We start from the raw sequence: 24,282 nt of genomic DNA on the forward strand, positions 1-24,282 counted from the left end.
AGGTAGGTCGAAAGAGGTTATGCCAAGCGTTCGCGACTGGCGTTTATCGCGCCTTGGCTTTGGCGGAATGCCATTGCGCCATGAACTCCGTCAGCCGCTCCGGCTTGCCCAGATAGAAGCCCTGCGCGGCGTCGCATCCGTGCTTGTATAGCCAGCGATATTGCGAAGACCGCTCGATGCCTTCGGCAATTACCTGGATCTTCAGGCTCTTGCCCAGCGCAATGATCGCTTCGCAGATGGTGGACGACCTGGCATCCCAGTCGACGTTGCGGATAAAGGCCTGGTCGATTTTCAGCATGTCGATCGGCAGGTCGCGCAAATAGGAAAGGCTGGAAAATCCCGTGCCGAAATCGTCGAGCGCCACGGCCACGCCATCGGCCTTCAACTGTTTCATGATGCCGATGGCCTTGTCCTTGTGCTCGATCAGGCTGCTTTCCGTCAATTCGATGTGAATGGCGCGCTCGGCCAGGGAGTAGGCCTGGCGAATGGCGCGCAGGTTCGCCACCAGGTCGCTGCGCAATTCAGCAGGCGAAATGTTGACGCCGATCGGCAAGACGTCGAAGCCGGCCTCCTTGAGCTGCAGGCTGGCCTTGGCGGCCTGGTTCAATACCCAGCGCCCGAGCGGCACGATCAGGCCGGATTCCTCGCACATGGGAATGAACGTCGACGGCAGGATGATGGTGCCGTCGTCTTGCGGCCATCGGATGAGCGCTTCCAATCCGACCAGCTGCCGATCCGGGTAATTGGTGACGGGCTGGAAATGCAGCTCGAATTCGTGCCGCTTCACGGCCCGCCGCAGGCGAGCGGAAAGATGCAGTTTTTCCCTGGATTGCTGTGCGAGCGAAGCCGTGAAGTAGTGGATGGGCTGGCCGCTTCGGATGTGCGCGTGCGAAGCCAGCGCGGCATGCCCTAGCAGCACGTCGCTTTGAGCGCTGTCACGCGGATGATTGGCAACGCCGATCACCACGTCGATCTGGTGCTGGGTTTCCTCGTAGTGCAAGGGCTCGGTGATGGCTTGCACGATTTCGTGCAGCTTGACGGGGGTAAGTTGGCCGGCGGGGGCGACCAGCGCGAATGCCTCGTTGGTCACCGTCGCCAAGAACGCGCCGTTACCCGCGTACTGAATGAGGCGCTCGGCAACGCCCTGCAGGATGCCGGTGGGCACGTCGATGCCGAACGTATCGGCGATCGCATCCAGGCCGATCAGCTGCATATAAGCGATATCGAAATTCGAACCTCCGGCGATCAGGTCGTCCAGCCGATGGAAAAGGGCGTGCTGATTGGGCAGGCGGGTGGTGACGTCATGCAGGGCCTGGTAGGCCATTTCACGTTCGCCGGCCAGATGCGCCGTGATGTCTTCGGCCAGCACAAGGCGTGCCGGCCTACCGTTGAAGACGATATTGGCCGCATGGATGCGCACGTCGATGGCTTGTCCGCTTTTGGTGCGATGCACCCACTCTCTGGGCGCTTTCCTGGCTTCCGACGACGTAGACAGGTGGGTGACCAGGTCCGGGTGCCACTCCGGGTCCCGGATATCCAGGATCGTCATGCCCAGGAATTCTTCGCGCGTGTAGTCGTAGGCCTTTTGGGCCGCCGCATTCACTTCCAGAAAATTCAGCGTGGCAACATCGAATACCCAGAAAGGAAGAGGGTTGTGGTCGAACAGCGAGCGAAAGCGTTGTTCGCTCTCTGCTTGCTGCTGATGAGCTTCCCATTGTTCGGTCACGTCGACCACCGTGCCGGTCATGCGCTTCACGCCAGCCTGGTCGACCACCAGCTGCCCGCCGGCGGAAAGTCGGCGCAGGTTGCCATCCGGCCGCTTGATGTGGAACTCGGCACGCAACGGTGCATCGTTTCTCCAGGCGATCTTTACCTGCTCGATCAAATGCTCCCGGTCCTTCGGCACGATCAACGACAGAAATTCAGGCACGCTTGCGTTGCTGCGTCCATCGGCAAAGCCAAAAATTTCGCCCGCTTCGTCGGTGCACTGGAAATGACCGTCGTGCAAGGTCCAGATGGCGGTTCTGCCCACCCGTTGCGCAACGTGCAGGTCGTGGGTTTTGGCTTGCAGGCTCTGGATGTAGTAACGCTGCATGCGCGTGGCGCGGTACATCACGCTTTGCAGGCTGACAAAAGCAAACAGGTAGAGCAGGTAGAAAGCGATTGCCGTGGCGACCTGCCGGTGCCAGGGAGCGAGCGCCCGCTGATAGTTGATGCCGGCAATCACTCTGAACGGGTAGGGCTCGGTCTGCGCTTGGGCCCAAAGCGGAGCGACGTCGTGCAACCCGAAGAAACTGCCGACCCACCATGGCGGGCTCGAATCGCCCGGGGCGGGGGCGGCAGCTTCGTTGCCGCCCTGAACGATGGTCTGCCCGGCAACATCGACCACCTTGAAGAAAATATCGTTGATGTGCGGGATGTTTTCGGCGGTGCGCTTCAAGGCGTTGGCCTGGACATCTCCGACGACCCATTGATGCGCCGCCAGCGGCGCCACGACGGACAAGGTCGGGCCGCGTGGCGTATCCGTAAGCGGGCCAAAGCAGGGTGCTTCGCCGGGCACCGGCGCATCCGTGTGGCACGTTGCCAGTGCCGCGCGGGCGGGTACGGTCGTGGTGGCGTCTCCTTTGGGTGCCGCCGTATCGACGAAGGCGATGCCGAGAATTTGCGGTTGCCGCCGAAGTATCTCCGCGATCAATCCCTGCAGCAGTGCATCGCTTTGCTGCGGTGCAGTGCGTTGCAGGCGGTTGGATTCCTCGGCAACGAACGTGATGGCGTTGGCGCTGGTGCGCAACGGGACGCGTATCGCTTGCGCCACGTTGAGGGCTACTTCGCTCGAGCGATGGCTGCTCTCGTTCAATTGCGAGCGCAGATCGGACCTCAAGCCGTTCAACAGGATGATCAGCAGCAGCACGGCGGTAATGCTGCCGAATACAAACAGGGTCGACTGGGATGGGACCTTGGGAGGGGCGCTTACCGTCGTCACGCGGCGGCGCCCCGCATCGGGCTGCCTGCCCACTGGCAGGTTTCAGGTGCAACGAGGCGGGCAGATAAAGGCGCGCGGTGGCTCGATGGCCGTGTCGAGGCGCGCAAAAGGGCATTTACGGGCTGTTTTCGCAACTCCACGAGGTGCTCCACACATTGCCGCGCTGCTTTGTTTGTGCTGGCCGACTGCGGACCTATTGCAGCACAAAATGACAAGGTTTCGTACGTTATCGGTATCAGTCTGCCGCGGTACGTGCTTACCGTTTGCTGAAGGTGGCGTGCCGCGTTTTTGGCGGGTTTATCTGAACTGCCGAGTATTTTGTCATCGCCGGCGCAAGCCAGCCTTTGCTCCCGCGCCTGCCGGTCAGTGCATGCATCTCCGGTAAATGGGGAGAACGGGATGCCCAAGTGCCTTCTCTCTGGCAGGCGGCCGGTCTCAAAAATGAGACAACTGGACATGTCTCCTTATGCGATTCTCGCGTAGCATCCAATAAGTCTAGGCGCTCATAAAAATTTCACACAAATAGACGCAAGCGGGCGAGTTCGATGACGTCCAGGGGGATAAATGCATTGCCGTGCTCAAGCCGCCTCGAACCTTCCCAGGTTCGGGTCCAGCCTTTTGTTGCCCAGGTGGAGCGGCAATCCTCGGACACACGTGGCATCAGGCGCGATCGGGCGCACGCTTTTGCGCGAAAGCAAATGACGGATATCTGCAAATTGGCCACCGCGGACAAGGCGCGCCTCGCGCGTGAGGTAGGTCGGGATCTTCTGCGTCAGCAAGGTAAGAAGGCGTACTACGACGTGGCCAGCATCCAGGCGGCCACGTGTCGCCAGGGCTTTCCGGAAGGCTGGGAGTGCTGGGTCGTCGCGCTCTATGCATCGCCTTTCACTTTCGCCGCCTATCGGGCGAGGGCAGGCGAGAACTTCGACTATGTGGTCATGCATGGTTCCATGGTCGAAGCCATCAGCGAGGATGCGAACGCCACGCAACTCATTCATCACGATTTGGCGGGCACTGATGGGCAGCGGTTGTCCGGATTCCTTGATTCCCTTGCTGCCACCGAAAACGCCGCCCGTCCGGATTTTCCGAGCGGTGCGATAGGTAACCTGCCAACGCGTAGCGACGTGCGGGGTAGTGGCGATAGCGCACCCAAGCCCACGCCGCATCCGCGAATCTATCGCACGCCGACCGACCAGCGCGTGTTGTACGGCGTGGCCGCCATGCTGGCGCTCGCCCTGTTGCTCTACATCCTCAGGGACATCGTGCGGCACGGCATCGGCCTTGAAGATGCATTCCTGAGTTTGGTGGGCGGCACATTTGCGGGTGCCTACGGCTACCGCGCCATTGCGCCGCAAAGCGTCGAAATGACCGAAAAATCGCTCGTCGTCGAGCAGTTGTTCTCGGCAACGCGGTTGATCAAGCGCGATGACGTCGCCTTCTGCAATCTTTCCTACAACCGGTCAGGAGCACGCCTTGAGATCCGGCATCGCGATCCGGCGATGCAGCCGATCATCCTGTGCAGTTTGAACTTTGACGATGCGTTTTGGGCCTGGTTCTCCGGAGTTCCGGGCAAGCATCCGTGAGAAGGTCAAGGCTACGAAAATAACGCTAACGGGCCCTAGGTGCGGGGCGCCTGTTGTCGAATACCCGGCCACGCTGCGTGGTGCTAAGCTCCGCGGAGTCGTCATTCGGAGCAACTGGACATGATTCGAGCGATGAGGCACATCCCGTTTTTCTTGATATTGCTGGCCGCGATGTGGGTGGTCTATCCCGCGACCGCCGCCACTCCTTTATCGGGCACCTGTGTTCCGGTGCTTGAAAAGCTGCTTCCCGGTCAATTCCATTACTGCGTAGCCGTCCACGACTGGCAAAAAGGCGACGACGCCGCAGGATTCAGCGAAGCGAAATATGCTGCGAGATGGGGAGAAAAGCGCGCCCAGTTTGCTCTGGGCGTCGATTACTTCAACGGGCGTCGCGGCATCGCGATCGACAAGGCGCAAGGACTTGCGTGGCTCACGCTGGCCGCCGAACGCAAGGACCCTTACTACGCTGCCATCCTGGCCTCGGCACGTTCGCAGAGTACGCCGCAAGAGCAGGCTCAAGCCCAGGCGCTGGTGGCGAAAATGCTGCCCAGCTACGGTGACGCCCAAGTCGCCCAATACGCGGAACGTCGTTTCCAGGCGCAATGGTGGGCGATCAGGGATCACGTCTGGGATGCCATGCAAGGCACCGGTCTGGATCCCTGGTCCAAGGACACTGCGGTGGTTATCGACGGATTGGGTACCGTGCAGCCGATTCTGGCGCTAAGAAAGCTGCAAGATGCCGGCGACGGTTATTTCCAGGGTTGGGGACACGTCACGGTGGGCGTGACCATTCCTGCCAACAGCCCACTTGCGCAGGCGAGTCGGGTGTCTGCTTCAACGTCGCAAACCGATCGCTGATTACGTCAAACGCATAACGAGTTGCTCATTCATCGATGGAGGTCTTCGTGAACGCTAAGAAGGCGGCAGTGATCTGGACTCTCGTGGTTGGCAGCACGGCTTTTCCGTTGGTTCATGCGCAAGCAGCGCATACGCAGACCGGCGATAACACCAATACGGCCCGCATCGATATCAAGGGCTCGATCACGCATCAGGATCCGGGCGGCTGGGTCAGCGCCGTTTTCGTCCAGTCCAGCGATGGCGGCGGTGTGTATCAGGTGATCTTCAGCGACGCTGCGCCAAGCGCAAAGTCGTGTACCGCAACACCCGACAACTCGGATCTTGAAGGCACCGTCGACGCGCCGATGGCAGAGCCCCATCAATTGCTCGTGTCCTTCCACGCATTGAGCTCGAAAAGCGGCGTAGCCACTCCCGTGCCTTCGGCTTTCAGGCTCACCTGCGCGATCTCCTCGCCCTGATCGCGCAGCAGGGCTGAGGTTTCAGGAGAAGAAGCGCGTGATTCGCGCCTTGCTATCTTCAGTTTTTTCTTTGCTGCTCATCGGCGTAATCCTGTTTGTTCCCGCCGGAACGATCGAATGGGCGCGCGCGTGGCTGTTTTGCGGCGCTTTCATCGCTGCGGTGCTGGTCGCCATGGGCGTGCTTTCGCGCGTCAACCCCGATATTTTCTCGGCGCGCTCACGCGTGCAGCCGGGCACCATGAAGCTCGACTACGTATTCATTACCGTCATCTTCATCGCATTCCTTGCCACGTTTCCGGTGTCGGCGCTCGATTACCGCTACCAATTGGCGCAAACGCCCGATTGGGTGAGTTGGGCGGCCTACCTGCCGTTCTTCCTGGGATTTGCGGTGGCGGGGTGGGCGCAGGCGGTCAATCGCTATTTCGAGCCGGGTGTTCGCCTTCAAAACGACCGCGGACAAACCGTCATCGACAACGGCCCTTACGCGATCGTGCGGCATCCGGGCTACATTTCCGGCGCCGTACTGACCTTGAGCATTCCGCTTTGTCTTGGCTCGTGGTGGGGGTTGCTTCCCGCCGCAGTATTTGTGCTTGGGCTGATTCCGCGCACCTTGTTCGAGGAACACGTGCTTACCGGCGGCCTGGCGGGTTACGCTGCGTACAAGCAGCAGGTCAAATATCGATGGCTGCCGGGAATTTGGTGATAACCGCAACGGCTGACGGATATCGACGTCGCGGCCGATCCGGCCCGGAAACGTTACACAGGGGAAGTGTCATGCGGCGCGCAGTTATTTCACTGACTTTGACGCTATGGGCGATTTTGCCTGTCGCCGGCCATGGCCAGGGCAGCCTGGAGACCTTCAAGGTTTCCGACGACAAATTTTTTTCCAATTATCGCCCCGTACTCATCGACTACCTGCGTACCCGGCACATTCAAGCTGCGACGCATGCCTGCATTTTGGGCGAAAAGGACGGCAAGGGTGCTTATTTCGCCTGGGTGATCTGGCCGGCCGGCCATCAGATCATCCTGTGGGAGGATGGCGTCGCCGCTCTCGCGCGTTCCAGGCGAATACTCGATTTGAATAAAGATGTCGTTGCCGCCGACGATGATGTGAACGGCAGCGATTACCTGGTCACACGCCAATGGGTCGGTGACCAGGAAGACGCCTGCGGAAAAAACGGGTTGAGCGTGGACATAACGCCAGCCGAGCTCAAATGACGCATTTTCAAAAAATCTTTCGCGATGCGATCCGTTTTTACTTGCCGGATCGTCATAGGTGTATCCCAAACCCAAGGAGATGCGCCGTGTCCGACCAGTCCGTGATCCTGATCAATCTGCTGAAGGCCCAGCCCGGCAAGCAGGACGCCCTGATAGCGCTGTTGAAGCAGAGCACCCATGGGGTGATCCGCACGCTGCACGGCTGGAAATCGACCCGCCTGATCGCCGCGAGCGACGGCGCCAGCGTCGTGATCTATTCCGAATGGGAAACCCGTGAAGCCGTCGAGGCCATGCGCAGCGATCCGCGCATGGTGGCGTATTTCCCCCAGGTCGCGGCGCTGGCAAGCCTGGAATCGCTCATGGGATCGCCTGTGTTGAGCGAAACCCGCCGAACGGATTCCGATGCGTGACCACTGAGCCATTCGAGGAACGGCTGAAGGCACTGCGGCCACGCCTTCATCGCTACTGCGCGCGCATGACCGGATCGGCGGTGCACGGCGAGGATGTCCTGCAAGATGCGTTGCTCAAGGCACTGCAGGCGTGGGCGCAGGGCACCGAGGCGCACAATCTCGACGGCTGGCTGTTCCGCATTGCCCACAACGCCTGCCTCGATTTCCTGCGCGAGCGGTCGCGCGGAACGATCGTTCCGTTGACCGAAGAGATTGCGGCGGACTCCGCGTCCGAGGTGGACATCGTCGAGGTCAGCTTTCGAACTTTTCTTCGGCTGCCTGAGCTGCAGCGCTGCGCGGTGATTCTCAAGGATGTGCTGGGCCATTCGGTCGAGGAGATCGCGAGCATTGCCGAATGCTCCCAGCCGGCCGCCAAGTCGGCGCTTCAGCGCGGACGCGTGGCGTTGCGGCAACTTGCGCAAGCGCCGGAGGATGTCCGGTTGCCGCTGATGTCCGATGCGGAACGGCAGAAAATTGCCACCTATGTCCGCCTGTTCCAGTGTGGCGATTTCGACACCATTCGCGCCATGCTCGCCGACGACGTGAAGCTCGAACTGGTGAATCGGCTGCAATGGGAGGGACGCGACGAGATCGGCCGCTATTTCACCCGCTATGCGGAAGTCACGAAGTGGCGGTTTGCGCTCGGCGCGGTGGAAGGACGCCCGGCGATGCTGGTTTTCGACAGCACCGTCGACGCAGAAAAACCGGCGCATTTCGTGTTGCTCGACTGGTCGGATGGTCAGGTCAGCGGAATTCGGGATTTCTTGTTCGCGACGTATGTACTCGAGGCGATCGATTGGGTGCGGCTGGCTTAGGGCCTGTCAGCCGGGCCTCGCCCTGCGCACATAGTCTCGCGTAGCGCACAACTCCCGTTCGACTTCGCCGCACAGCCATTCGCGAAAGCGTGCAATCTTCGGGCGATGCTCCTTGGCGCTGGGAAAGACCATCCAGAACGAACGCCCGTCGGTGGCGACGAACTCGTGTGCCGGCACCAATCGCCCCGCGAGGATCTCGGCGCGGAACAGGATCGGCGATCCGATCGCAATGCCATGCCCGGCCACCGCGGCGGCAATATCGAGGTATTCGGTAGGAAGGCTGGTGCCGAATTCGCCCGGAAGGGTGTCGTCGGCGCAACCTTGCGCGCGATACCACGCGGCCCACCAATCCGGCCGGCCGAGCAGCGGGACGTCGAGTTTCGCGCGCGGGTTGGCGATGTTCTGCGCCGCGCCTTTCAGCGCAGGCGCGCAGAGCGGCATGAAGATGCTGGGAAAAAGCGGTACCGTGCGCAGCCCCGGCCACTGGCCGTGGCCGTTGCGAATGGCTACGTCAAAGCAGCCTTCGGTCAGATCGTGCGCGGGTACGGAGAGATCGAGCGTAAGCGTGATCTCCGGATGGCGCGCACGAAATTCCCCCAGCCTGGGTGTGAGCCAGGTTGTGCCGAAGGTCGGCAAGGTGGTCAGGGTCAGGCGCGATTCTTCCGTGTCGAGGGCCTTGATGAAGCTGGCACGCAGGGCGGCGAATGCCTGGGTCGCCTCGCTCGCCACCAACTGCCCGGGCACGGTCAATTCGACTTTCTGCGCATGCCGCAAAAACAGCTGCACGCCGATCTGCTGTTCGAGGCGGCGCACGTGATAACTGACCGACGCGGACGTGGTGTCCAGCTCGCTCGCCGCCCTGGCGAAGCTGCCCAGTCGTGCGGCGGCTTCAAAGGCGCGAATGGCCGAGAGCGACGGCAGGCGGGAGTCCTCCACCCCAAGTTGTGCTTGGCCTCGGCGCCGATTCTTGGGTGGTGAAGGGCTCATGGAGATGGCCAGAATGGTCTGGCCGCATCCTCTCACTGCCGACACTGGAGGTCCAGAATGACGCTGTTTAATCGCAAACCCGCCGCCGCCCTGATGGCGGTATCGCTGTTCGCCGCAGCCATGGTTGGAGTAGCCGCTGGCGACGCGCCGCAGGCTGCCGCGGATGCGGTTCCGCCGGGCTACTCGACCACGGTCACCGGAACCACGCACGATTTCGATTACTTCATGGGCAGCGGCTGGGTCACCACGCAGCATCGTCTCAAGGCCACCGGCGTGGGCAGCCACGATTGGGAGACATTTCCCGCCACGTTGTGCGGGTCGCCCTATCTCAACGGCATGGCTACCGTGGACGAAATGTACGCGCCAACGAAGCGCAACTCAGGGTTGACCCTGCGCACGTTCGATCCGGCCAAGCGGCAATGGTCGATCTATTGGGTGAGCAGCAAGGCCGGCGTGCTCGAAACCCCGGCCATGGTCGGCGGTTTCCACGGGAAGGTCGGGGAGTTCTATTCCGAGGATCACGACACCCACGGTCGTCCGGTCAAGGTGCGATTCCTCTGGACGCTCCGCGATCAAGACCATGCCCACTGGGAGCAAGCCTATTCCTACGACAACCGTACCTGGGAAACGAACTGGACCGCGGACTTCGTGCGTGGCGATCGCGCCGAGCTGTGCGAAGACGGGCGCCCGAAGCAAATAGGCGCTTGAAGACCTTTCCCGCCACAACCGTCGTCGCCCCGGCGAAAGCCGGGGCCCAGCGACTTTAAACCCGCAAGACCGCCCTGAAAATTACGCCGCGACGGCGCGCAAATCGGCCAGCTCCTTGCGCAACGCGGCGTTTTCTTCCTGCAGTTCGGCTACCTGCCGGCGAAGCCTGGTCAATTCGTCGGCCCCCTCATCCACGTCGACATCCGGTGAAGGCGCGGCCGCCTCCGGCACCGCTGTTTCACGCGGTTTGCGCTTGGATTCGCGCACCCGCTTGGCCATTTCCTTCAGCTCCTTGCTTCCCGCCAAGGCAGCCTCCCGCTGTTCCTCTTCCGGCATGCTCGCCACCGCTGCGGCGGCGTTGATGGAGATACTGCCCGAACGCACCGCCGCCACCACTTCGGGCGCTGCCTGCTTCTGGATCTTTTCGATCAGCGCTACCTGATTGCCGCTGAGCTTGGCTTCGCGCGCAAGCGCTTCCCGGCTGGGTGGGCGTTCGGCAGGTGCGGTGGAAGGGGCGGTCGGCTCATCCGCGGGAGCGGCTTCATCTTCGTGATCAACCGCCGGCACAGTCGCCGCGGGTGTGGCCGATCGCTGCGCCAGAATTTCGCGTTTGCGCAAAGCCAGTACGCCGCGCTGAAAATCAGACACGCTGCGTCGACCAAGGTGCTGTTCGATCATCCACAGGTGCACATCTTCGATCGACTGGAAACGCGGGTTTTGCACCGTCTGAAACGGCAGGTTGTGCTTGCGGCAGATGCCGTAGCGATTGTGGCCGTCCACCAGCACCTCGCCCCACAGCACCAGGGCATCGCGGCAGCCTTCTGCAAGCAGGCTGCGTTCCAGCGACTCGTATTCCTCAGGCGTCAGCGGATCGATATAAGCCTTGAGTTCTTCGTTGACGACGATGTCCATCAAAATCTGCGCTGCCCGGGATCGAGAGAAAAGGGCGCGCATTGTAGTGTGCCCGGGCAGCAATACGGAACGCCGGCCGCGAGTTGCCGAAATATTGAGCAATGCCGGCTGGACCCGTCGAACAAAAGTGCGCCGCTTGCGCGCTGTTATTCATCGGCACCGATTTCAAATCGTCGCAGTTATCAAAGAGTGGCGGCGGAGCCAGACGTGCCATCTTCATTACGGCGATAAAGATACGCAGCGTTGGCGTTTTTGAAATCAAACGGATCAAACGGAAAACGGATGTCGTCGTGAAGACTTCGTCACGACACGGCCGCGTTCGTGAAGGCTGCGTCATTTTCAATTTCATCGACATCAAAAAACTTCATCGAAGGGTAGGGAAGTTGAAATACACGGCGTTTGTATATACGCAGCACGGATACGTGCAGGGGATGACGCATCCGTCGCTGCATTTTGAAAGCAATTGCTGTTGTTGCTGTTTGTGATTACTGGTTGGTGCATCGACTCCAGAGGGGGAGGAGTGGACAAGTACAAATATTTGCCTACTTAGGAGAGAAGAATGCAGTCGAATGTGATGTTTGGCGTACGTAACCTGGTGCTCGCTGCTGCTATCGCGGGCGTATTTTGCGCAGCAGGTCTTTCTTCGCCGGCGATGGCCGCGCAAGCAAGCAACGATGCGGCCATGCAAGCGCACAAAGAAGCGCTGGGCAGCTGGCACGAATCGATCAAGCATTTGCCGCCACCGACGGCGGGGTGCTTCCACGCTTCGTTCCCCAGCACGGTGTGGACACGCATCGCTTGCGGATCGGAGCCGCATTACCGCTCCGCGATTCGCTGGAAGAAAGTGCATACGGCCAAGGGCACGCTGCTGCGCCCGGAAACCGCCGGCAACGGCACCGACTATGTTGCGCAGGCACCGTCCACCACGGTATCGGCCGTGGGCAGTTTCCCCTCGGTGAGCGGGCTGACCTCCGAAGAGGGTGTGAACGTGCCCTTCGGTGGCAGCGAGAGCGACGGTATTACCGGCGACAACCAATATACGTTGCAGCTCAATACCGATATCAACTCTTCGTCGACGGCCTGTTCCAACTTCGGCTATGCGAGCTGCCAGGTATGGGAGCAGTTTGTCTACTCGACCAATAACAACGGTACGCCGGCCGAGCCGCAGGTGTTCATCCAGAACTGGGTGTTCCCGTCGGAAAGCGATTATGAAAGCGTCGGCTGCCCGAACGGCTGGAACGATGCCAGCGGCAACGGCCAGTACGCGTGCTTCGTCAACAGCAACGCCACCAGCGTGCCAGCCGTTGCGGCGACCGATCTGGGCAACCTGACCCTGTCCGGTTCCAGCTCGGCCAACGGCAACGACACGGTGACCTTCACCGACGGTTCGGATGCGTATTCGGCCAGCGAGTCCGATAGCACCAACAGCCTGGCGTCGTGGTGGACGCAGTCGGAGTTCAACGTGGTCGGTAATGCCGGCGGCTCCGAAGCCCAGTTCAACAGCGGCACCTCGCTTACGGTGAATCTCGCCGTCAACGACGGCAACGGCGATACGCCGAGCTGCGTGGGGCCGAGCAGCTCGGGCACCACCGGTGAAACCAACAATCTGAACCTGGGCAGTTGCAGCGCCTCGGGCGGATCGTCGCCGGCCATCCAGTTTACTGAATCGAACTGAGCGTACTGATGAGGTAGGCACAGACGCCGAAGAAGGGATCTTCTTCGGCGTCTTCGATGTCCGGATTCATGCCTCCGAAACCAGTTTCCCTGCCTTCGCCCACAGCTCGCGCGGAATCTCCTGAATCACGATGTCCACGCTTTCGGGCGGGCATTTGAGAATCTCGACGGCCACTCGCGTCACTTCGCGGACGAACTCGCGTTTCTGTTCTGGCGTGCGGCCAGGGTGCATTTCCAATCGCAGCATCGGCATGGTTTGTTGCTCCGCGGGGACCCGGCGGGGTGCCGGGCGGGACGGCAGTCTCGCGCGCCGTGCCTGCGCGATAAATGCGCAAAAAGGGTTTGCACCCAGAACTGCCTGGTTGGTAATGGCGAACAACTGTCCGCCGAATCGAAATGCCATTCGGTCATTCGCCGTTGCTCTGTAAGCGCAAAGCAGGGGACGAACGATGACCGCCTCAGCCGCATTCAAAAGAAAACTCGTGTTGAAGAATGCGCGCGGTGGTCTCCGGTCTGGTCGACGAATCTCCCTTCAACGGCGATGCCGCGGCCGCACGTGCCGGCCTACGTAAATCATTGCGAGTCGTCGGCATTCACGGCCGGGGCGAAAGATGTATCTGCGTCTCACGTTTGAGACGCCCGGACATGTCCAGCCGCGCGAATCTCCCCTAGCATCGCGCCAGACATAAAAACTGATAACCGGATCACATAATTAATCGCAATTCGACGACAATCGGTTGCGACGGGCGAGTGCGCCCAGGGGGAAGCCATGGATCGCCGTGTTCAAGCCGTTTCGGACCTGCCCAGGTCCGACGCGTGGTCTTTTATCTGGAGCAACCCCCCGGCACGCCGCGGTGGCCATCCATCCCGCCGATAGTGCCCTCCACATCCGTTCAACTCTTGCACCCCGCTGCGCGGCTTCATTGCCGACGTCCACGTGGGGTGCGCAATGGCGAGCACGAAACCATGGTCATGACATCGGCCAACGTTCGCGCCTGTTGATTTTCCGCTTTCAGCCCGAGGGCATCGCACCCGGGCTTTCCATCTCGCAACGACACGGGCCATGAAGGCCCGCTACAGGGGTTGTAAGCATGAATCGTATCTACCGCATCGTATTCAATCGCACGCTGGGCATTTTGCAGGTTGCCTCGGAGTTGACCAACGCGCCGCGTGGCGCTGTCGCCGGTGGGGCGGACGCCGTTGCAAAACCCGAATTGAAATCGCGGCTGCTGGCGCTGATGGTTTGCGCGGCATTAGGCCTGCTGGCATCGCCGGCGTGGGCGCAGACCGCCGCGTCGGGTGGCAATGGCGGTAGCCCTACGGCCGGCAGCGGTGGTGGGGCGGGTGGTACGGGCGCGGTGACGACCGGTACCTATGCCAATTCCGGCGGCAACGGCGGCGCGATCGGCGCTAGCGGATCGAGCGGGCGAGGCGCGGGCGGAACCGGTGGCAGCGGCGGTGCGGGTGGCAATTACTACTCCGGCGGCGGCGGCGGTGCGGGCGGCGGCGGCGCTGGCAGCCACGGCTATGGTGGTGGTGGTGGCGGCGGCGGGTCTTACACCAATAGCTCGGTAGCTGGCGGCGGTGGCGGTGGTGGCGGCGGCGTGGGCAAGTCCCTGACAGGAGGGAGTTTCACCAACACGGGAACCATTGCCGGTGGCAACGGCGGCAGTGGTGGCTATAGCTACAACGTCGGTTTTGGCGGTGGTGGCGGTGGCGGCGGTGCTGGCGTCTACGCTACCAATAATGCGTTCATCAACAACTCGGGCACCATCAGCGGCGGCCACGGCGGCATGGGCGGTGCTGGACACAACGATGGCGGTGCGGGCGGTGGCGCTGCGGGCCTGGCCGGCAACTTCATACTCCTCAATACCGGCTCCATCAAGGGCGGCGCTGGCGCTGACGGTAGTGGTTATCCAAGCAAGTTTTTCGGCAACGGCGCAAACGGCGGTGCCGGCATCATCGCAATGGGTAGCTCCTACATCAGCAACGGCGCCACCGGGCGCATCGCCGGCGGCGCAGGCGGCAAGGGATATGTTTACGCCGCCGGGAACGTGACGGGTACGGGCGGCGCGGGTGGTGCCGGCATTTCGGTCACCAGCAACAGCGGTGTCCCGATCGTCAACCATGGCACCATCGTCGGTGGCAATGGCGGCGCAGGCAGCGGTACGGGCGGTGCCGGTGGTGTTGGCATCCTGACCAACGGCGGTGTGACCGTTACCAATGCAGGCACCATCGAAGGTGGTACGAGCGGTTCGGGTGCGCAAGCCAATGCCATTACCTTCACCGGCGGCAACAACACGTTGGTGCTTGAAGCCGGCTCAAACATTGAGGGCAATGTGACCAGTGCCGGCAGCGACACTTTCGAACTGGGCGGCACCTACGCCAGCAGCTTCAACACGGCACTGATCGGCAGCCAGTACACGGGCTTTTCGACATTCGACAAGACGGGCAGCAGCACCTGGACCCTGACAGGAAGTACCTCGGCGGTCACGCCCTGGACGATCAGTGGCGGCACGTTGGCGATTTCCGGCGATGCCAGCCTGGGCAGCGGGGTAATGGTGACGTTGGCATCGGGGGGCACGCTGGAGGTCACGCAATCATTCGGTACCGTCCGCACCACGAATCTGAGCTCTAACGGCACCATCTCTGTCGATAGCAACATGACGTTTACGGATAGCGGTCAGATCATCGGCACTGGCGCGCTCACCAAGAATGGTGGCGGCACCCTGGTACTCAACAGTACCAATAGCTACTTAGGCGGCACGAACCTCGTTGGCGGCGTGTTGTCGGTTTCCGGCGACGCCAGCCTGGGCGCAAGCGGAATCTGGCTGAATTTCCAGGGCGGCACGCTGGAGGCAACGGCATCATTCACCACCTTCCGCAACGTGCAATTGAATGCCAGCCCCATCAACGGCATTGACGTGGACATCAACCAGACATTGACGGCCACCGGCCTCATCAATGGCGCGGGCATGCTGACCGTAAACGGCGCGGGTACCTTGGTGCTCGCAGATAACAATACATACTCCGGTGGCACGACAGTCACCAACGGCGGCACGCTGTCCATTTCCAACGACGACAACCTGGGCAGTGCGACGGGTGCGCTGAGCTTGACCAACAGTACGCTGGAAACCACTGCACCGGTCACGTCGTACCGCAACGTGACGCTGGTCGGCAGTGACCATTTCCTTACGGATAGCGGCATGACGATCTTCGACGGATTGATCTCCGGCACGGGTTCGTTGATCAAGGACGGCTCCGGTACCCTGCAGCTTGGGGACACCAACAATTACACCGGCTACACGAGAATCAATGGCGGCACGCTTTCTGTCGTCAACGATGCCAACCTGGGCAATGGCGGCGCGGTGTATTTGGAGGGAGGCACGCTGCAGTTCACTGGGTCGTTCACCACCGCTCGCTCGTTCATTGGGTCCGGCGGCGATATCTATGTGGACAGTCCCAATGTGTTTGTTACCGGGGTGGTCAGTGGCACCGGCTCGCTGACGCTGAATGGTCCAGGCACCTTGACGCTCAGCGGCAACAACGCCTTCACCGGCACATATACGCTCGATTCCGGCACCTTGGCGGTGTCCGGCAATGCCCTGGCCGGCGCTCCAACGGTCGCTTTCAATGGCGGCACGCTGGAGGCCACCGGGTCGCTCACCACCAGCGGTGTGCTGAATGTGCTGGCCAGCGGCAACATCATCGTCGATTCCGGCACGACATTGACCGATCAAGGTTCCGTGACCGGCGCAGCGCCACTGGCGCTCTCCGGTGGCGGCACGCTGGCACTCACGGGTGTCAGCACTTTCTCCGGCGCCATGACCATCGAGCAGGGTGCGCTGGCGTTGTCGGGCAACGGCAGCATGGCGACGGCTGCTTCGGTCATCGTCGATAGCGGCAGCAGCTTCGACATTTCCGGTGTCACTATTGGCAGCGCGACCATCACGGATCTTTCCGGTACGGGTACGGTGGCCCTTGGCGGCAACACGCTCGCGCTCGGTACCGCCAATAACGCCGAGTTCGATGGTGTCATCGCGGATGGCGGCATCGCGGGCGGCGCAGGCGGTTCGCTGTGGAAGCAGGGCAGCGGCACACTCACGCTTACCGGTACAAACACCTACACCGGCAGCACCTCGGTCAACGGCGGCACGTTGCAATTGTCCGGCAGCGGCAGCATCGCTACGTCGAGCGGCGTGAATGTCGCCAGCGGTACTACCTTCGATATTTCCGCACTGACCGACGGTGGTACGACCATCGGCGATCTGACCGGTGCGGGCACAGTCGCCCTGGGCGGCAATGCGCTTACCTTGGGTACGTCCAACAACACCGAGTTCGACGGCACGATCCAGGACGGCGGCGTGGCAGGCGGCACCGGCGGCTCGCTGATCAAGCAAGGCCCTGGCGTGCTCACGCTTACCGGCACCAACACGTACACCGGCGGTACCACGATCAATGCCGGCACGCTGGCGTTGACTGACAGCGGCAGCATTGCCGCCTCCAGCGGCGTCGATGTCGCGAGCGGCGCCGGATTCTACATTTCCGGACTCACCAATGGCGGCACGACCATCGGCGATCTCTCGGGTGCCGGCCAAGTCTATTTGGGCGCCAATACGCTTACGCTGGGCACGTCCAACAGCAGCGAGTTCGATGGCCAAATCGTCGACGGTGCGAATGGCATTGGCGGTTCGCTGATTAAGCAGGGCACCGGTACGCTCGACCTCACCGGCGCGAATGCGTATACCGGCAGCACCACGATCAACGGCGGCACGCTGCAGTTGTCGGGCAATGGCAGCATTGACTTGTCCAGAGGCGTGGATGTCGCCAGCGGCGGCACGTTCGATATTTCCGGCATCAGCAACGGTAACGCCGACATCAGCGCACTTTCCGGTGCGGGCACGGTGGCCCTGGGCGGCAAACTGCTCGTTCTGGGCATCTCGGGCAGCCATGAATTCGATGGCGTGATCGAGGATGGCGGCATTGCAGGCGGCACGGGCGGTTCGCTGCAGCAGGATGGCAGCGGCATCACCACGCTTACTGGCGCCAACACCTACACGGGCAGTACCGACATCAATGGTGGCACGCTGGCTTTGTCAGGCAGCGGCAGCATTGCTGCGTCGAACGGCGTCAGCCTGGGTGGCGGCGATCTGGATATTTCCGGCCTCACCAATGGCGGTGCGACCCCCGGCAATGGCGGTGCGACCCTCAACGCGCTTACCGGTACGGGCACTGTTTTGCTTGGCGGCAATACGCTCACGCTTCACCTGGTCACCAATGATGAGTTCGACGGCGCCATCACCGATGGCGGCATCGTAAGCAACACCGGCGGTTCGGTCTTCGTGGACGGCACTGGCTCGCTCGACCTGACCGGTATGAACAACTATACCGGCAGCACCACGATCACCGGCGGTTCGCTGCAGCTGTCGGGTAGCGGCAGCATCAGCACGTCGAGCGGCGTCGATGTCGTCAGCGGTGCCGGGTTCGATATTTCCGGACTCAAAAACGGTGGCACCACCATCAACGACCTGTCGGGCTCGGGCATGGTCTACCTCGGCGGCAATGCGCTGACGCTCGGCACCGCCAACAATAGCGAGTTCGACGGCAGGCTGATGGATGGCGGCGCCGGTGGCGGTGTTGGCGGGTCGTTGGTCAAGCAGGGCAGCGGCATACTCACGCTTACCGGCGACAACGTCTACACCGGCAGCACCACGATCAACGGTGGCACCTTGGCTTTGTCGGGTTCGGGCAGCATCGATCAGTCGAGCGGCATCAACCTCAGCGGCGGTGCCACCTTCGATATCTCTGGGCTCACCAATGGCAGCACCAACATTGAAAATCTTTCAGGCGCAGGCGGCACCATTGCACTGGGCGGCAACCTGCTTGCCGTCACCGAGGCAAGCAACGGCCAATTCGACGGCGTGATCGCCGATGGCGGCATCGCCAGCGGCACGGGCGGTTCGTTGTCGAAGCAAGGCAACGGCACTCTCACGCTCATCGGTGCGAACACCTACACCGGCAGCACCAACGTCTCTGGCGGCACCTTGCAGTTGTCGGGTTACGGCAGCATTGCCGCATCGAGCTTTGTCTATGTCGGCAGCGGCAGCAGCTTCGATATTTCCGCACTGACCAGTGGCGGCACGATCATCAACGGCCTGATCGGTACCGGCACCGTCGACCTTGGCGCCAATGCGCTCATGATCGACACGGCAATCGGTTCGGAGTTCGATGGCGTGATCGCCGATGGCGGCATCGACGGCGGCATCGGCGGTTCGCTGATCAAGACAGGCGCGGGCTTCTTTACGCTGGGTGGCGCCAACACGTATACCGGCAACACCGACGTGCAGGCCGGTGAGCTCGATCTCACCGCCACCGGCTCGCTGGCCGCCAACGTAACGGTGGAAAACGGTGCCACGCTGGGCGGCGACGGTTCGGTCGCCGGCACGGTCAATGTCAATGGCGGTGCGTCGCTTGCGCCTACCGGCACGATGACGATCGGCAATCTCGTGGCCGCGCAAAACAGCAAGTTGAACCTGACGCTTGGTGCGCAGGGCGGTACGAGCAGCAGCGTTGCCGTCACCAGCAACCTGGAACTGGACGGCGAAGTCGTCAATGTCACCAATGGCGGCAACATGGGGCCGGGTATCTATAACCTGTATACCTATGGCGGCACGCTGACCGAGACCAACGGTGGCCTGAGTCTGGGCAATACGGACGGCCAAACGCTGGTGATCCAGAATCTCACTGGCAACAAGCAGATCAACCTGATCGACTCCACCGGCCTCACGCTCGATTACTGGAACGCCAACGGCCTGGCCAACAGCACCCAGTCTGGCGGCGGCAGCGGCACCTGGTCGGCGACGTCGTTGACGTGGACCGACGATGTCGGTTCCCTCACGTCGGCCATGACTCCGCAGCCGGGCTTCGGCATTTTTGGCGGCGCGTCGGGCACGGTGACGGTGGACGATAGCGCCGGCAGCGTGCAGGCCACGGGCTTGCAGTTCACCACCGATGGTTATGTGTTGAACGGCGGCACGCTCACGCTGGTGAGCAGCGGTAACGCCTCGCCGATCATCCGCGTGGGCAACAGCAGCAGTGCCGGCGCAAGTTGGACGGCGACGTTCGATGACGCGGTGGTGTCGTCGATGGGACTGAACAAGACCGATGCGGGTACGCTGGTGTTGAATGGCACCGGTACCTTGATTCAAAACGGCGCGACGATCAGCGGCGGCACGCTGGCTATCGGTATGAGCGGCAGCTACCGCGCCAGCGTCAGCATCTCCGGCACCAACGGCGGCGCAGGCACGACCGGCGCCAACGGCAATGGCACAGCCGGCAGCAACGGCGGCACTGCCGTCAGCATGGCCGGCGGCACCACATTCATCAGTGGCCTGGGCGGCATGGTGCAGGGCGGTGCCGGCGGAGCGGGCGGAGCGGGCGGCAGTGCGGGCTATCACGGTGGCGCGGCCACCATGGGCGGCATCGGTGGCGCGGGCGGCAATGGTGTCGACAGCGGTACGGGCAGCGCCTATGTCACCAACAGCGGTGTCATCTCGGGCGGCCAAGGTGGTGCGGGCGGCCGTTACAACGTGGCGCCCGGCGTGGCGACTGGCGGCGGAGTGGGCGGCATCGGTGGCAGCGGCGTTGTACTCGGCGCCGGCAGCACCCTGGTCAACAACAAGACCGGCAACGTCGTTGGCGCTGGCGGCGGGTACAGCGATACTTCGGTCTTTGTCGCCACTGGCCAGAGCACTTCCGGTGGTTCCTACACGATCGATGGCCTCAACGGTAGCGCGGGCGGCGCAGGCGCAAGCCTCGGTAGCAACGGCACTGTTACCAATGCCGGCTTCATCGGTGGCGGTATCGGCTCGAACGGTGGCTCCGCGATAGAGGTGGCATCCATTCCGCTGACGACCGGCTTTATCGCCACTAGCGGTAACGGCGGTGCGGGTGGCGCGGGGCTCACGATGGGCGGCAATTCAACACTCACCAACTCCGGCAACATCTTCGGCGGCAACGGTGGGACGGGTAACCCCAACAACTCCGGCAACCCATCATTCGGTTCATCGATTGCCTATGCGCGCAGCGGTACTACCGGCAGCATGCAGGCCAACGGCGGCGGCGGCGGTGCCGGTGGCGTTGGCGTGTACATGACGAGCGGCGCCAGTTTCACCAACCAGGCCGGCGCTTATGTCGGCGGTGGTGCGGGTGGCGCGGGCGGTGCGATGGGCTTCGCCATCAATGGCACCCTCATGCATGCCGGCAACGGTGGCGCTGGCGGCACGGGCGGTAACGGCGCCGTGTTGAGCGGCAACTTCAGTCAGGCGAGCAACGCTGGGTTCGTCTACGGCGGTAGCGGCGGTACGGGCGGCGGCTTTACACCGCTCGCCATTCCGCTTGCCGGGACGTTTGTATCCGCGGGCGCCGGTGGCGATGGCGGTGCGGGCGGCGTGGCACTGGTCGCAGGCGCCGGCAATTTCAGCAATAGCGGCACGATCTTCGGCGGTTACGGCGGCAAAGGTGGCTCGTTGATCGAGGAGGTCACCAGCAACGGCACTACATCATTCCATCCCGTTGCCGGTGGTGCGGGTGGTGTCGGCGGTGCCGGTGGTATCGGCGTGTACGGCACCGGCGGACTCAACCTCAGCAATGCCAGCAGTGGACGCATTGTTGGTGGCCTCGGTGGATCTGGTGGCAGCGGCGGCTATGGTAATGGCGACTACAACAAGCAAAGCACAGCCACCGCCGGTGGTGCCGGTGGTGTAGGTGGCGCAGGTGGTGCGGGTGCGTTCCTCGTTGGGGCAGCCAGCCTCACCAACGCTGGTGTAGTAACCGGTGGTACAGGCGGTGACGGCGGCGGTGGCGGCATCGGCGGTTCGGTAGCAAGCACGAATAGTGCAGCACCAGGTGGCGATGGCGGTGTAGCTGGCACCGGGGGGGTAGGTGTCGCCGGCACGGGCTTCACGCTTATCAATGGCGGCACCGTTACTGGTGGCAGCGGCGGTCAAGGTGAGTCTGGTATTCCGGGTATTTCGACGGCCGTGACATCGGGCACCCCAGGCAACGGCGGTACGGGTGGTGTGGGTGTCAGCGGTTCGAACTTTACGCTCACTAATACCGGCACGATCACCGGCGGTAATGGCGGCAATGGCGGTATAGCCAGTTCGATCGCGAGTCCCAATGGCCTGGCCGGTAACGGCGGCGTGGGCGTGGTGTCTACTGGCGGGTCGACCATCACCAATGGTGGCACTATCGCTGGTGGCGCCAATGCGAACAACGTGCAGGCCGATGCGGTGGACCTCAGCGGCGGCGGCAACATGCTGGTGATCGAGTCCGGTGCCCAGTTCCTCGGCAACGTGGTCAGCACCAGCGGCACGGCCAACGGTGGCGACACGCTTGCGCTTGGCGGCAGCACGGATGCGAGTTTCGATGTGGGCACGCTCGGCGCCGTGGGCAGCAGCGCGGCGTTCCAGGGCTTCAACCAGTTCGCCAAATCCGGCACCAGCGCGTGGACCTTGACCGGTACCGGCAACGTTAGCCAGGCGTGGACGATCACCGACGGCACGCTGATCGGCAACAGCACCAGCATCGTCGGCAACGTGACGTTCTCGCCGGTGACCGGCGGCAGCGCGAACCTTACCTTCAACCAGTCGACCAACGACGTGTACAACGGCGTGATCAGTGGCAACGGTTCGCTGACCAAGACCGGCAGCGGCACGCTGACCCTGACCGCCGACAACACCTACACCGGCGCCACCACGATCGACGGCGGCATGTTGCAGGTAGCCAACGCAGGCACCAGCGGCATGGTGAGCGGCAACGTGGTGAACAACGGTGCGATGGCGTTCGATCGCACGGACAACGTGGTGTACGGTGCGGCGATCAGCGGTACTGGCAGCGTGGCGCAGATCGGTAGCGGCACCCTGGTGCTGGACGGCGTCAACACCTACACCGGCAGCACCACCGTGCAAGCGGGTACGCTGGAAGTGGGTGACTCCGCACACGCCAATGCCTCGATCCAGAGCAGCGTGACCGTGGATGTGGGCGGCACCTTGCGCGGCCACGGCACCATCGACGGCAATGTAACGAGTGATGGCACGGTGTGGCCGGGCGGTTCGGTCGGCGTGTTGACCATCAACGGCAACTACACGCAGCACGCGGACGCCACGCTGCAGATCGACGTGACGCCGACGCAGGCATCGGAGCTGCTGGTGAACGGCAACGCCAGCCTGGCCGGTACGTTAAACCTGATCTACGCACCGGGCACCTACACCAGCACGACCTACACCCTGGTGCAGGCCAACGCTCTGACCGGCACGTTCGCCAGCACGACCACGAACGGCTCGGTGCCGACCGCGTTGAATCCCAAGCTGGCCTACACGTCGACGCAGGCGGACCTGGTGCTGGCATCGCCGGCACCGACGCCAACTCCCGCACCGACACCGACGCCGACGCCGACGCCGACACCTGCGCCGACTCCCACGCCGGTGCCAACACCAACACCCGCACCAACTCCCACGCCTGCACCGACGCCGACCCCGGCTCCGACACCTGCTCCTTCGTCGACGCCCACACCGACCCCCACGCCAGCACCTGCCGGCAACGTGGTCGCACCGCACGACGAAGGCCTGTACGCCAACCTTATGCGCAGCCAAAACCTGGTCGGCCAGCACGTGCTGTCCACCGTGCTGGATGCCACGCTGCGTTCCGGCGACAACGGTTGCAACGGCACCGATGCGGCGCACAGCAACACGGTAGCCTCCGCGTGCCACAGCGACCTGTGGGTGCAGTACAGCGCGGGCAGTGATTCGTTCACCGGCAGTAACGGCTTGAACAGCACTGCGTTCGGCTTGCAGGGCGGCTTCGAGCACGCCGTGGCCGACAGCGTGCACGTAGGCGTTGAAGCGGGCTTCAACCGCATCAACGGCAGCGATCACGAAGGCGGCAACGGCGCCATCGACAGCGTGCACGGCGGCGTGTATGCCTATGCCAACGCCGGCCCCGTGGTGCTCTCGGGCATGCTCGACGGCACGCACAGCAGCTACGACGTGTATCGCCAGACCGGCATCGGCCATGGCCTGGCCCGTCCGGATGGCGGCACCACGTCGGCCGCGTTGCAGGCCGCCTGGCCGACGACGGTGGCGCAGTGGCAGGTGACGCCAGCGGTGGGTGCGCTGTACCAGCACCAGACGCTGGATGCCTTCGGCGAAACCGTACCCAGCACCAACCCGTTGGCTCCTGCGTTTGCGCTGCAGGGCACCCACACGAGCACCAACACCTTGCAGCCGTATGCGCGCGTGCAGTTCTCCCATGCGTTCGTGGCGCAAGGCATCAACTACCTGCCGCAGTTCGAAGTGGGCTATCGCTACGACACCCGCAACGACAATGCACCGGTGGTGATGGCCAGCAGCCAGGACGGCACGCTATTCGCCATGCCTGGTGACAACACCGGCCGTGGTACGGCGACGGTGGGTGCGCGCATCAAGGCGCAGGCCGGCGCGTCGTGGAGCTTGTACCTGGATTACCAGGGCCAGTTCTCCAGCCACCTCAACGACAATGCGCTGAGCGTGGGCTTCACCAAGAACTTCTAAGCAGGCAGCAAAGACGGTGCCTCGACATGCAACGTGTCGAGGCACC

General features: G+C 62.6%; 15 protein-coding genes. 10 read left to right on the forward strand and 5 right to left on the reverse strand.

Going from position 1 to position 24,282, the window contains the following annotated elements; all coding sequences use genetic code 11:
* Positions 1 to 43 precede the first annotated feature (43 nt).
* Complete coding sequence (locus ISS99_RS05060; RefSeq protein ID WP_204630511.1) at positions 44 to 2,983, reverse strand: putative bifunctional diguanylate cyclase/phosphodiesterase; 2,940 nt, start codon at positions 2,981 to 2,983, stop codon at positions 44 to 46.
* A gap of 698 nt (positions 2,984 to 3,681) precedes the next feature.
* Between ISS99_RS05060 and ISS99_RS05065 the strand changes: the two genes are divergently transcribed.
* The 7 genes from ISS99_RS05065 to ISS99_RS05095 all read left to right on the forward strand — a co-directional run bounded on the left by ISS99_RS05065 (position 3,682) and on the right by ISS99_RS05095 (position 8,364).
* A complete protein-coding gene (locus ISS99_RS05065) occupies positions 3,682 to 4,566 on the forward strand; it encodes a hypothetical protein (protein WP_204630512.1) in 885 nt (294 codons plus the stop codon).
* 120 nt (positions 4,567 to 4,686) lie between these two features.
* On the forward strand, positions 4,687 to 5,424 hold the full coding sequence (locus ISS99_RS05070; protein ID WP_204630513.1) for a sel1 repeat family protein: 738 nt from the start codon (positions 4,687 to 4,689) through the stop codon (positions 5,422 to 5,424).
* A 47-nt stretch (positions 5,425 to 5,471) separates the two neighbouring features.
* Entirely contained in the window at positions 5,472 to 5,882 is a 411-nt protein-coding gene (locus ISS99_RS05075) for a hypothetical protein (RefSeq protein WP_204630514.1), read from the forward strand.
* Positions 5,883 to 5,919: 37 nt separating this feature from the next.
* A complete protein-coding gene (locus ISS99_RS05080) occupies positions 5,920 to 6,585 on the forward strand; it encodes a methyltransferase family protein (protein ID WP_204630515.1) in 666 nt (221 codons plus the stop codon).
* Entirely contained in the window at positions 6,564 to 7,100 is a 537-nt protein-coding gene (locus ISS99_RS05085) for a hypothetical protein (protein WP_204630516.1), read from the forward strand. The genes ISS99_RS05080 and ISS99_RS05085 overlap by 22 nt, the downstream gene beginning before the upstream one ends.
* Positions 7,101 to 7,186: 86 nt before the next feature.
* Positions 7,187 to 7,510, forward strand: a complete 324-nt coding sequence (locus tag ISS99_RS05090) for a putative quinol monooxygenase (RefSeq protein ID WP_204630517.1) — start codon at positions 7,187 to 7,189, stop codon at positions 7,508 to 7,510.
* Positions 7,507 to 8,364, forward strand: coding sequence for a sigma-70 family RNA polymerase sigma factor (locus ISS99_RS05095; RefSeq protein ID WP_284343837.1), 858 nt, complete (start codon positions 7,507 to 7,509; stop codon positions 8,362 to 8,364). Before ISS99_RS05090 ends, ISS99_RS05095 begins: the two co-directional genes overlap by 4 nt.
* A gap of 6 nt (positions 8,365 to 8,370) precedes the next feature.
* Here the strand turns inward: ISS99_RS05095 and ISS99_RS05100 are convergent, their stop codons facing one another.
* Complete coding sequence (locus ISS99_RS05100; protein WP_204630518.1) at positions 8,371 to 9,351, reverse strand: LysR substrate-binding domain-containing protein; 981 nt, start codon at positions 9,349 to 9,351, stop codon at positions 8,371 to 8,373.
* A 57-nt stretch (positions 9,352 to 9,408) separates the two neighbouring features.
* Between ISS99_RS05100 and ISS99_RS05105 the strand changes: the two genes are divergently transcribed.
* Positions 9,409 to 10,059: a hypothetical protein gene (locus ISS99_RS05105; RefSeq protein WP_204630519.1), complete on the forward strand. Its 651-nt coding sequence runs from the start codon at positions 9,409 to 9,411 to the stop codon at positions 10,057 to 10,059.
* Positions 10,060 to 10,140: 81 nt separating this feature from the next.
* On the opposite strand, the gene ISS99_RS05110 is transcribed toward ISS99_RS05105, so the two are convergent.
* Positions 10,141 to 11,013: a plasmid replication/partition related protein gene (locus ISS99_RS05110; RefSeq protein WP_425490433.1), complete on the reverse strand. Its 873-nt coding sequence runs from the start codon at positions 11,011 to 11,013 to the stop codon at positions 10,141 to 10,143.
* On the reverse strand, positions 10,916 to 11,326 hold the full coding sequence (locus ISS99_RS05115; RefSeq protein WP_204630521.1) for a hypothetical protein: 411 nt from the start codon (positions 11,324 to 11,326) through the stop codon (positions 10,916 to 10,918). Before ISS99_RS05115 ends, ISS99_RS05110 begins: the two co-directional genes overlap by 98 nt.
* A 204-nt stretch (positions 11,327 to 11,530) precedes the next feature.
* On the opposite strand from ISS99_RS05115, the gene ISS99_RS05120 reads away from it, so the two are divergent.
* On the forward strand, positions 11,531 to 12,646 hold the full coding sequence (locus ISS99_RS05120; protein WP_204630522.1) for a hypothetical protein: 1,116 nt from the start codon (positions 11,531 to 11,533) through the stop codon (positions 12,644 to 12,646).
* Between the two features lie 66 nt (positions 12,647 to 12,712).
* Here the strand turns inward: ISS99_RS05120 and ISS99_RS23185 are convergent, their stop codons facing one another.
* Entirely contained in the window at positions 12,713 to 13,048 is a 336-nt protein-coding gene (locus ISS99_RS23185; RefSeq protein ID WP_239537695.1) for a 4-oxalocrotonate tautomerase, read from the reverse strand.
* 688 nt (positions 13,049 to 13,736) lie between these two features.
* Here ISS99_RS23185 and ISS99_RS23475 point away from each other — a divergent pair.
* Positions 13,737 to 24,236, forward strand: a complete 10,500-nt coding sequence (locus ISS99_RS23475; protein ID WP_204630523.1) for an autotransporter-associated beta strand repeat-containing protein — start codon at positions 13,737 to 13,739, stop codon at positions 24,234 to 24,236.
* Positions 24,237 to 24,282 lie beyond the last annotated feature (46 nt).

The sequence above is a fragment of the Dyella mobilis genome, assembly GCF_016904945.1.
In the GTDB taxonomy this organism is placed as follows: domain Bacteria; phylum Pseudomonadota; class Gammaproteobacteria; order Xanthomonadales; family Rhodanobacteraceae; genus Dyella_B; species Dyella_B mobilis.